This window comes from Persicitalea sp., assembly GCF_041751555.1.
Taxonomy (GTDB): Bacteria; Bacteroidota; Bacteroidia; order Cytophagales; family Spirosomataceae; genus Persicitalea.
On record NZ_JBGSXF010000439.1, the window covers coordinates 1 to 10,571 of the forward strand.

The following is a 10,571-nucleotide window of genomic DNA, read 5'->3' on the forward strand; positions in this document are numbered from 1 at the left end:
TGAAGCGAGAAGCGGGTAATGGCTACGATTCCGCCGACTACCGCCACCGCGATGCCGATGTACATAAATGCCTCAGAATACGTGATAGAAGGCGATTTGAAGAGGAAGCCCGCCATCACTGCTCCGACATTTCCGCCAGCGCCAACAATGCCGCTGACCGAACCCAGTGCCTTCCGGTTGACGAAGGGCACCATGGCATAAGTAGTGCCATTAGCCATTTTGAGGAACATGGCGAAGGTAATCATGGCAATAATCGCCAATGTAATGTTGTCGGTCAGGCCAAAGTAGATGATACCCAGTCCTTCCAATACCAACAGTCCGGCCAGCAGGAGGCCCTTGCCGGACATTCCAAAGCGATTACCGACTTTGTCGGCCACATAACCGCCCATGGCGCGGGCGAAGAGGTTCATGAAACCGAAAGAACCCGCCAGAATGCCAGCCATTGTCAGACTTGCGCCGTATTTTTCGGCAAAATAAAGGGCCGCTACGTTGTCGAACGTAACCTCGATGCCGAAGCAGGCACCATAGGCCAGAAAAAGAATCCAGGTACGGTAGTCCTTAGCGGCCTCGCCAAGGGAGCTCTCTTTCTTGTTGACGACGCGGTCAGGCAGTTCGTCAAAATTTCCGGCGGGCGTATCTTTGGTGTAAAACCAATACAGCGCGGCAATGACCAGCAGCAATACCCCCGGCACGATCATCGCCAGCCGCCAGGCCGCACTTGGCAGGTAGCCCAGGCCTATGAATCCGGCGAAAATCAGCGGCATCACCATGTTAGTGACGCCACCGCCCAAGTTGCCCCAGCCGCCCGTCACGGCATTGGCCGTGCCGACGATCCTCTTGTCGAACATCACTGAAGTGTGGTACTGCGTAATGACGAAAGATGCCCCGATGACGCCGATCGCCAGGCGGAAAAGCAGAAAGGTTTCGTAGTTGTAAGACAAGCCGACCGCCATGACGGGAATGGCGCAAATCGTCAGCAGTGCCGTATAGGTTTTGCGGGGTCCCCAGGTATCACAAATCCGACCGATCAGTACGCGGGCGATCACGGTGGCGGCCACGGAGGCAATGATGATATTGCCTATTTGCTCTTTGTCCAGGCCAAGATCGTCCTTAATGACTTTCATCAGGGGCGCCAGGCCGAACCAGCCAAAGAAGCACATGAAAAAGGCCATCCAGGAGAGGTGAAACGTGCGCATCTGCACGCCCTTGAAGCTGAATACGTTTAATTTTTTGAGAGGTTCCATTTTTATCAATTTTGAATGAGTGAATGAGTGAATGAGGTTTGGGTAATTGTCTCATGGCCAACAAATTTGGTGTTTTATCGCCACCTTTCAATTGCCTAGTTCAAACTTGGGACTGGGGTGCGTATCGCGTATCATTTTACCAAAAAAGATGGGGTAATATTTATCATCAGATACGCCCAGTTAGCACCCGGCCTTGGGTCGGTCACGGCTTTAACGGCGGCCAATGACGGGCTACTGAAATAATGCGCATAGCCGAACTGCATTCCCACATTAGGCATCATCCTGTAGTTCAGGATAAGGTCGAACTCGCTGCCGAACGACTTGCTGCTAAGAGGCTTGTCACCTACCTGTACTTCGTTGGGGCTTTGAAAAACGTGATAATCTGCCGTGCCGCTTATCTTTTTGGTGAGTGTAAAGGTCGATTTGAGGTAATAGTTGACCAGGCCACCCAGGCCAAAGCCGTTGGCTACGTAGAAGTAGTCCATTTGTCCCCAAAACTTATGCGGCGTACCATAAAGTGGATCAAAGCGGTGGGATCGACTGTCATCTGGGGCATTGCCTGAAAGATAGTCCACGCCGGGCCCGAACGCGAAGTTCGGGCTAACATTATAGCTAGTGCTAACAGAGGCCGAGGAAGCATTGAGGGTATTGCCGTCTTTATCTTTCCCGGTTTGGAGGTAAGCACTTGCCGTCAGGGAAAGGTTTTTGCCAATTTTAGTATTGATATACGGCCCTAGTGTCACCCGGTTCCAGGTACCTTTTTCCAGGACTTTATTGCCCAGGCTGTCGGGCGAGTAGCGATTGAAATCATCCTTCACAATCAGGAAAGCGGCCGTACCTTGTTTTAGTTTTTTGCCCAGGTGCAGAAATTGCAGTGATTTGTAAGACGTCCCGATCCCGTTCGTACCGGCCGGATAGCCCGTTGGGATTCCGTTGTAAATCTGCCCGCTCAGTGACTCACGGTTCTGATTATACGCAGCTCCCAGATGGGCGGAAAAGCCGTTCCGCTCGTACTTCAGAACGGCGGCGTCGTGTCGGCGGGCCTGTTGCAGCCAGTCGAGGTTGCCAAGCAGGCGGCTGTCGTCGTAGAGCAGTTCCTGCCGCCCTATTTTGAGCGAAAGGTTACGGCCATTATTAGTACCCGCCGTATCCAGCAGACCGATTTCGGCCCAGGCCTGATGCACCATCAGGCCGTCAAGATTAGGGTTGGTAACGCCATTATTGGTAGATGCATCCTGTCCCCAGACCCGTACATCCTGTACTGTCACGAAAAACTTGATGCGGTCTTTCTCGTAACCCACATCGAGCCGTGTACGCTGAGAAGTGAAAAGAGCTGCATCCTGCGATTCGGTGAGCGGGCGCGCAAAGCCATCGCGAAGTTCGGTGCGGGTGCGCACTTGCCCTGATAAGGTAAATTGGGCCTTGACACGCGCGGGCATTATTCCCAGCAAGACCATGGACAGGCCAAGCGTGTTTATAAATTTTTTCATAAAGTATTCAATCAAATAAATGAAAAGTAAAGCGCGTAAAATTCCTGTAAAGTCTTCATATCGAAGACTATCGTAATAGCAAATCGGGCTTTCAGGGACTCGCGGCAGTCCGAAGCAAACGGAAGTAATTTGGGTTATCGGATTTTTTTCATTTTCTTTGAATTGTTTGTGTTAAACATAGACAAACCCTGTATAGGCCGATCAAAAGGTACCCCCATACCTGATCGGCCTTTTTTATTAGGCCATTACGGGTGCTGATAATATCGAGAGGTTTTGCAATTGGGTCCGCACATAAGTCGGATGCACCGCAACTACCTCCCCAATTACCAGCACCGCCGGGCCATCCAGGCCAGTGTCGGCCAGCCTTGAATCGTCGCAAGTGGCCCCCACCCCTTGCTTTTGCTGTCGAAATTCCTCTACCAGATACGGCATTTCCTGTACTTGGCCCACCACGCACGTTTCGTTGGTGCGCGTACCGTTTTGTATCACGGCCATCGGCAGGGCGCCCCGCCCGATTCGTGTATACAAGTCGCAGATTTCATTTAACTTTTTCATTCCCATCAGTACTACCACTGTGGCGTTCGACTGCGCGGCCAGGTGAAGGTCGTCGGAGAGTGCACCCGAACGCGTGGTCGCTGTGATGACCCAGAAGCTCTCACTGATACCCCGTCGGGTGACCGGAATGCCCTGCGAAGCGGGAACCGCTACGCAACTTGTGACACCCGGCACTACTTCACAAGTGATGCCCAGTGCCTGCACAAATTCGATTTCTTCGTGACCCCGCCCGAATACGAATGGGTCGCCGCCTTTGAGCCTCACGACATGGCCTCGTTTGCGGGCAAGTCGCGCAATAAGCGTGTTGATTTCCTCTTGCCGGAATGAAATTCGTCCGGCTCGCTTGCCCACATACATTTTCAAAGTATGCGATGGACAGTGGTCCAGAAGTTGGCGGTTGGCCAGGTCATCGTATAAAACTACGTCGGCTTTCTCAAGCGCTCTGATCCCTTTTAAGGTAATCAGTTCTTCGTCGCCCGGTCCCGCCCCCACGAGTGTCAGCTTCGGTTTCATAGTGCTATAGTAAAAGAGTGTTCAAATATTAGAATTGTACAATCAATAGTTAATTGTAATTACCCCAAGTGATGAATCAAATTTAGATCATTAATTTTTAATAACAACGATTTCTCCAAAAAAAAGACTGAAATAATAATCAATTAGAAAATAAAAAGTTAGGATTTCATAAAATGACCGCTTAATTTTGATCTGTACTTTTTAAGCATAGAAACGGGGGTTTATTTAAAAAGTACAAATAAAATACAGGGTTTTACAAATTAACTAGTTAGTATTAACTATGAACACAAACAAAACAAAGCACATCGTCGTGGTAGGCAATGGCATGGTAGGCTATAAGTTTTGCGAGAAACTTTTGGGCCGAATAGAATCCCAAGCCGAAAGTCACTTCGAGTATAATGTAACAGTTTTTGGGGAAGAGCCCCGTGCGGCCTACGATCGCGTACATCTTAGTTCCTATTTCGATGGGAAATCTGCAGATGATCTTTTGCTGGCTCCAGTAAGCTGGTATGAGGAAAATGCAATCTCACTTTATTTATCCGATCCGGTAGTAGCTATAGACCGTGAAGCCAGGACTGTTCGATCACATCACGGACACGTAGTTAATTATGACTATTTGGTGTTGGCAACAGGCTCTGGAGCCTTCGTTCCGCCTATTTCGGGTGTCGAAAAAGAAGGGGTATTCGTTTATCGTACCATAGAGGACCTCGAGATGATGGATTCTTACGCCAAACGAGCCAGAAAAGGTGCGGTAATTGGCGGCGGATTGCTTGGGTTGGAAGCGGCAAAGGCTTTGCTTGATTTAGGTATGTCCGAAGCCCACGTGGTTGAGTTTGCCCCACGGCTAATGCCCAGGCAGATCGACGCGGCGGGTTCCGATTTGCTGCAAAATCAGCTTGAAGAGCTGGGGTTGCATGTGCATCTATCTAAAAGTACGCGCGAGATTACGGGCGAAGGCTGCATTAACGGCTTGCAATTTGAAGACGGCGAAAAGCTAGACGTGGATATGCTTGTGATATCAGCGGGTATTCGTCCGCGCGACGAGCTTGCCAGGCACGCCGGACTCGAAACGCATCCGCGCGGTGGTATAGTAGTCAATGAGCGTCTGCAAACTACCGATCCCACCATCTACGCTATCGGCGAATGCGCTCTGGCCCACCATATGATATATGGGCTGGTGGCACCCGGCTACGAAATGGCCGATGTGGTCGTGACTCAGCTAATGGGCGGTGAAAAGGAATTCAAGCCATATGATATGTCCACCAAGCTGAAATTGATTGGCGTGGATGTGGCTAGTTTTGGTGACCCATTTATTGAAGAACCAGCTTGTCGCACCATTCGCTACGAGAATAAGGCGAAGGGCGTGTATAAACGCATTAACATTTCCGAAGATGGCAAGCACCTGCTGGGCGGCATACTCATCGGCGACGCGGAGCAGTACAATATGCTGCTCCAGACCTGTAAAAACAAAACAGTCCTGCCGCCCGATGCCGAAGACCTCATTCTAGGTTCGCGTGGCGGTGAGGAAGCCGGAGCGGGCGTAATGGGCCTGCCCGATGAGGCTCTTATATGCTCGTGTGAGGCAATTACGAAGCAGATGCTTTGCCACGAAGTAGAAGTGAATGGTCAGACGACCGTCGATGCTCTCAAAAAATCCACCAAAGCCTGCACAGGTTGCGGCGGCTGCACACCTCTGGTAAAAGATTTGATTCAGGGTGTGATGAAGGCTCAGGGCCTTTATGTACGGAATATAATCTGCGAACACTTCGACTACAGCAGGCAGGAATTACTTGACTTAGTCAAGATGAACGACCTGCGCACTTACAATACAGTGCTGGATCAGTTCGGCACGGGTGATGGATGTGAAACCTGCAAACCCGTAGTAGCTTCACTACTAGCCAGTCTGTGGAATGAGAACGTTCTGGAAAAAGGCCGTGCCCCGGTGCAGGATTCCAACGACCGCTTCCTGGCCAACATACAAAAAGGAGGTACCTACTCGGTAGTACCCCGGATTCCAGGCGGCGAAATCACTCCCGAAAAACTGATCGTGATCGGTGCCGTGGCCCAGAAGTACGGGCTATATACTAAGATTACGGGCGGGCAACGAATCGATATGTTCGGAGCGCACCTGGGCGACTTACCCGACATTTGGGAGGAGTTGATAGTAGCAGGTTTCGAGAGTGGCCACGCCTATGGGAAAGCCCTGCGGACGGTGAAGAGTTGCGTGGGTACTACCTGGTGCCGGTACGGCGTACAGGATGCCGTGAGTTTTGCCGTCCGCGTCGAGAACCGTTACAAGGGACTTCGCTCCCCACACAAACTAAAATCTGCCGTATCGGGCTGCACGCGTGAGTGCGCCGAGGCGCAGAGTAAAGACTTCGGCATCATTGCTACTGAGAAGGGCTGGAATCTGTACGTCTGCGGCAATGGGGGGACGAAGCCGCAACACGCGCAGTTGCTAGTTACCGACGTGGACGACGAAACCTGTATTAAGTTGATCGACCGTTTCCTCATGTTCTATATCAAAACCGCCGAGCCACTGATGCGCACCGCGCCCTGGCTTAACAAAATGGAGGGGGGCATCGCCTATCTCAAAGCCGTGGTAGTAGATGACGTACTGGGCATCGCCGAAGAATTGGAACACGAAATGCAGGCCTTAATCAATGTGTATGAATGCGAGTGGAAAAAAGTGGTCGAAACCCCCGAGCTCCGGAAGCAATTTACTCACTTCGTAAACGCGCCGGCAAAAAAAGACCCGACGGTTGCCTTCGAGGAGTTACGCGGGCAAAAGCGGGCTAAGGAATGGGCATAAAAGAGTTTAGGAGTTGATACTTTTTACTTACGCCTGAACTTTAAAATGGAACGCCAGCCCGATCATAAACTTTAAACTTATAAAAATATGAATCTCACAATAGAACAAAACGATACACTTACCTGGCACCTGGCCTGCCATGCAGCAGATGTTCCCGTAGACGGCGGCGTTTGCGCGCTGATCAAAGGCCGGCAGGTTGCTATTTTTAATTTTGCCCGCCGGGTCGAATGGTACGCCACTGATAACGAATGCCCTCACCGTCAACAAATGGCTTTGTCGCGCGGTATGATCGGCAGTCAGGGTGGGGAGCCGAAGGTAGCCTGCCCTTTTCACAAGAAAACATTTTCACTGCAAACGGGAAAATGCCTCAGCGATGAGGGGTACGAGATAAATACCTACGCCGTAAAGGTGGAAAACGGCCTTGTCTATGTGGCATTATAATAGATTATGAATCCTCTCGACCATCAGGTGGCGCAACGGCTCACGCAGTACTATGTTTTGGCGCTATTATTGGTAGCCCTCCTGACAATCAGTGCATTGTTCTTCGTAAAAAGAACGCTTCGCGACCTCGATGACGATGGGCGGGTGGTGAATGTAGCGGGAAGGCAGCGAATGCTCAGCCAACGGCTTACCAAGCTGGCGGTGCTACGCACTCAGGAAATCCCCTATACCGATCCTGGTGACTTCGACCAGTCATTGACACTATGGCGCGCGAGCCAGGAACAGTTACGGGAGGGGAGGCTTCAGATGGAAAAGGAATACGTTGTGCGAAAAAGTCTGCTGTTAGATAGTATGTTCGCGAAAGTGCAACCCGTTTTTGAATCCATGTACGGACGTCTTGAAGTCATTGGCTCGGAAAAGCCTTCGGCTGACACAAAGAAGGAAGCGTTGCGCGTGGTTTTGGCGAAAGAGCCGATATTCCTGCGGCAGATGGACGCCATCGTCTTCCGCTTTGATGCCGAAAGTCTGGAACGGGTGCAATACCTCGAGCGCGTGGAATGGTTGCTGACCATAGCCACGCTTACTGTTCTGTTTTTGGAAGGTTTATTTGTATTTCGGCCTGTGGTAAGCCATACCAAGCAGGTAGTTCGCCAATTGACCGAATCAGAAGGAGAGCTGAAATATATCAACCAACGTCTGGAAGAAACCAACCAGCAATTGGTAAGTGCTCAGGAAAAGCTGGTTCGGACTACGAGGGAGAAATACGAGTTGCAGTTGGCCGAGGAAACGGTGCGTTCGGCGGCACTGCTGGAAGGGCAGGAGGAAGAGCGGAGGCGCTTTGCCCGGGAACTGCACGATGGTATCGGGCAGATGTTGACAGGCCTGAAACTGCACGTTGAAAAAATCAGGCAAATGCCTGCGGCAAATGAAAAACAGCGGCAGCGCGTGGAAGATCTGCGTGATTTGTTGCAGGAAACAATTCAAAACACCCGTGAAGTGGCTTTCAATCTCATGCCATCCGTGTTGGGTGACTTTGGCCTGGAAGCAGCACTAAAACTGCTGACAGAGCAAACCGCCAGATCGTCGGGAATGGTGGTAGAGTTTAAGGGAACGAAAGAGCCCGCACGGTTGATTCCCGTGCAGGAGATCGGACTCTACCGCATTGCCCAGGAAGGACTGAACAATGCAGTGAAGTACTCGGAAGCTGAACGGATCGAGATCGTCTTTAAGAAAAGTACTTCCGAAATCTGCCTTTCCGTGAAAGACAATGGCAAAGGTTTCAGAGTTGCGGATATTCCGAAGCGGGAAACCTATTCCCTGACCCACAACGGTATCGGGAATATGAGAACAAGGGCACGGTTGCTCAATGGAATTTTGACAATTAGTTCAAGGAGTAGCAAAGGCAGTAAAGTTGAGGTTAAGATATTTATATAATCCATTATGAATCAAAGCTATGTTGAATGACAAACCGATACGTATTTTAGTAGTGGACGATCATTCAGTGGTTCGAAAAGGACTACTGAATTTGCTGGAAGATGAAGAGGATATCGAAATCGTGGGCGAAGCTACCGACGGCGATGAAGCACTTGATATGATTCCGATCCGTTTGCCGGATGTGGTTCTGCTGGATATAACAATGCCGCGCATGTCGGGCATCGAAGTGACCCGAGAGGCGACCCGCTCTTATCCGATGGTGCGGATTTTGATATTTAGCATGCACAATAATCCCGACTATATTATGAATGCCGTGCAGAATGGAGCGGCAGGGTATCTCCTGAAAGACACGGGCCAGGAGGAAATCCTGAAAGCGATCAGAACCGTCAATGGCGGAGACCTGTACTATCCGCCCAATGCATCGTCGGTGATAATCAGGAATCTGGTAGTGCAGCGGTCCATCAACCGAAGCAACGACAACGGGCCTATCACCAACGCGCCGACCTCGATCTGGCACCGGATTACAAGTCGGGAACATGAAATCCTGCAATGCCTGACCGAGGGTTTGAGCAGCAAAGACATCGCCCGCCGCTTCGATGTCAGCCCCCATACTGTAGCCAACCAACGGGCCAGCATTATTCGCAAAGCGAGGGTCAGAAACACCGCCGAGTTGGTGAGTTTGGCGTTACGGGAACGTATCTAGTTTCTTGGATGAGTTTTCAAAAAAAAACCGAAGCGAGTATGCTTCGGTTTTTTTACGTTTAATGTTTCAGAATTCGTTTTCGGCTCGTGAATTCTCCCACACTCACCTCTATTACATAAATCCCCGCCGCCGAGCGACGAATATCCAACGTGTGACTGACCTGATCGGCATCTTTGAGGAAGCTTTCCTGCCGTACAGCTACGCCGCTTAGGTTGTAGACTGTCGCCTGCACTGGGCCACGTAGTTCGTTATCCAGCTTTATTTCTACCAAACCATTGTTCGGGTTGGGCGAGAATTGCACGGTGTTTTCCAGCAGAGCTTGGCGCGTCGGTTCGTTGCCTAGTACCTGGTTATTCCGCACATAAATTGTGGAAGAAGCCGTACTATCCCCGCAGACGTCGGAACCTGAACCTCGCACGGTAAAGGTGGCCGTCTGGCCGGGACGCGCCACTACCTGTGGGCCCAAAGTAGTATTAAGGTTGGTACCCGGCGACCAATTGTAGATACTCGCCCCCTTGGCTTGCAACGTGACTGCTTCGCCAGGGTTGATGAACTGCGCCGAGGCCGAAACCAGCACGGCGGGCTTCATTCCGGGCCGGGCCGTAATCTCGTGGGCAATGTTCAGGCCCGTACGGCGCAAAAACAAGTCCCACTCGCCGGCGGCGTTTTGTTCCCAGGAAGTACCCTTTACGGATTGTCCGTCCTTAGTAGTAAATAGTGCCACCGAGTCGCCGTTGTACACCAATTGAAGGCCAATATGGTATCCCTGACCAAATAAAGGAATTTGACGGTCAAATGTAATGTCGGTAGCGCGGTTGGCGGCGATATCACTTGCGATTCGGCGCAACGGCACCTCTTTTTCTTCCAGTATCGCCCCTGGTCCGCCCTGGAAGCCGCGGGCGTTCCAAACAGTTACCAGAATCGTATTTTCCGTATCGGCTCCTCCTTTGGCGAAGACCTTACCAAAGCGCAGAGTAGCTCCTCCCAAGTTGATGTAGCCTAAGGGGTTATCAAATTGCTCGGAAACGGCCATGACCCTTCGTCCGTTATGCCCCGATACATAACCGATCCGGGTCGTGTCGCGGATGAGCGTTCGGGTACCGTTAAAGTTAGTTTTCTCGGCGCAGAGGCCCGAGTTGAGTACTTCGATGTATCCCTCGCGTTTCAAAGTATCCGATACCCCCAGGCTGTTGGCCGCCACCAACGTGACCCGAAACTTACCGGGCCGGGTGTAGGTTACCACAGGATTTTGTTGGGTGGAATTAGCAGGTGCGCCGCCCTCGAATGTCCAGTACCAGCGGTTGGGAAAGTTGCTGGAAAGATCAAAAAACTGAACTGTGGCTCCCAAAAGTACCTGCTGCGTTTCGGCCCGGAAGTTG

General features: G+C 51.2%; 8 protein-coding genes. 4 read left to right on the forward strand and 4 right to left on the reverse strand.

Annotated features, from left to right (window positions below; translation table 11 throughout):
- The 3 genes from ACEW8P_RS15435 to cobA form a co-directional block, all read right to left on the reverse strand.
- Window positions 1-1,244, reverse strand: a 1,244-nt coding sequence (locus ACEW8P_RS15435) for a NarK family nitrate/nitrite MFS transporter (RefSeq protein WP_373513976.1), incomplete at its 3' end; no start/stop codon positions are given.
- Window positions 1,245-1,375: 131 nt separating this feature from the next.
- On the reverse strand, window positions 1,376-2,734 hold the full coding sequence (locus ACEW8P_RS15440) for an alginate export family protein (RefSeq protein ID WP_373513977.1): 1,359 nt from the start codon (window positions 2,732-2,734) through the stop codon (window positions 1,376-1,378).
- A 237-nt stretch (window positions 2,735-2,971) separates the two neighbouring features.
- On the reverse strand, window positions 2,972-3,802 hold the full coding sequence (gene cobA / locus ACEW8P_RS15445; RefSeq protein WP_373513978.1) for a uroporphyrinogen-III C-methyltransferase: 831 nt from the start codon (window positions 3,800-3,802) through the stop codon (window positions 2,972-2,974).
- Window positions 3,803-4,082: 280 nt separating this feature from the next.
- On the opposite strand from cobA, the gene nirB reads away from it, so the two are divergent.
- From nirB to ACEW8P_RS15465, 4 genes are all read left to right on the forward strand, one after another.
- Entirely contained in the window at window positions 4,083-6,614 is a 2,532-nt protein-coding gene (nirB, locus tag ACEW8P_RS15450; RefSeq protein ID WP_373513979.1) for a nitrite reductase large subunit NirB, read from the forward strand.
- 87 nt (window positions 6,615-6,701) lie between these two features.
- Window positions 6,702-7,055, forward strand: a complete 354-nt coding sequence (gene nirD / locus ACEW8P_RS15455) for a nitrite reductase small subunit NirD (RefSeq protein ID WP_373513980.1) — start codon at window positions 6,702-6,704, stop codon at window positions 7,053-7,055.
- Window positions 7,056-7,061: 6 nt separating this feature from the next.
- Window positions 7,062-8,489, forward strand: coding sequence for a histidine kinase (locus ACEW8P_RS15460; RefSeq protein ID WP_373513981.1), 1,428 nt, complete (start codon window positions 7,062-7,064; stop codon window positions 8,487-8,489).
- Window positions 8,490-8,508: 19 nt separating this feature from the next.
- On the forward strand, window positions 8,509-9,192 hold the full coding sequence (locus tag ACEW8P_RS15465; protein WP_373513982.1) for a response regulator: 684 nt from the start codon (window positions 8,509-8,511) through the stop codon (window positions 9,190-9,192).
- A 58-nt stretch (window positions 9,193-9,250) separates the two neighbouring features.
- Here the strand turns inward: ACEW8P_RS15465 and ACEW8P_RS15470 are convergent.
- A partial coding sequence (locus ACEW8P_RS15470) for a PKD domain-containing protein (protein WP_373513983.1) occupies window positions 9,251-10,571 on the reverse strand: 1,321 nt, incomplete at its 5' end.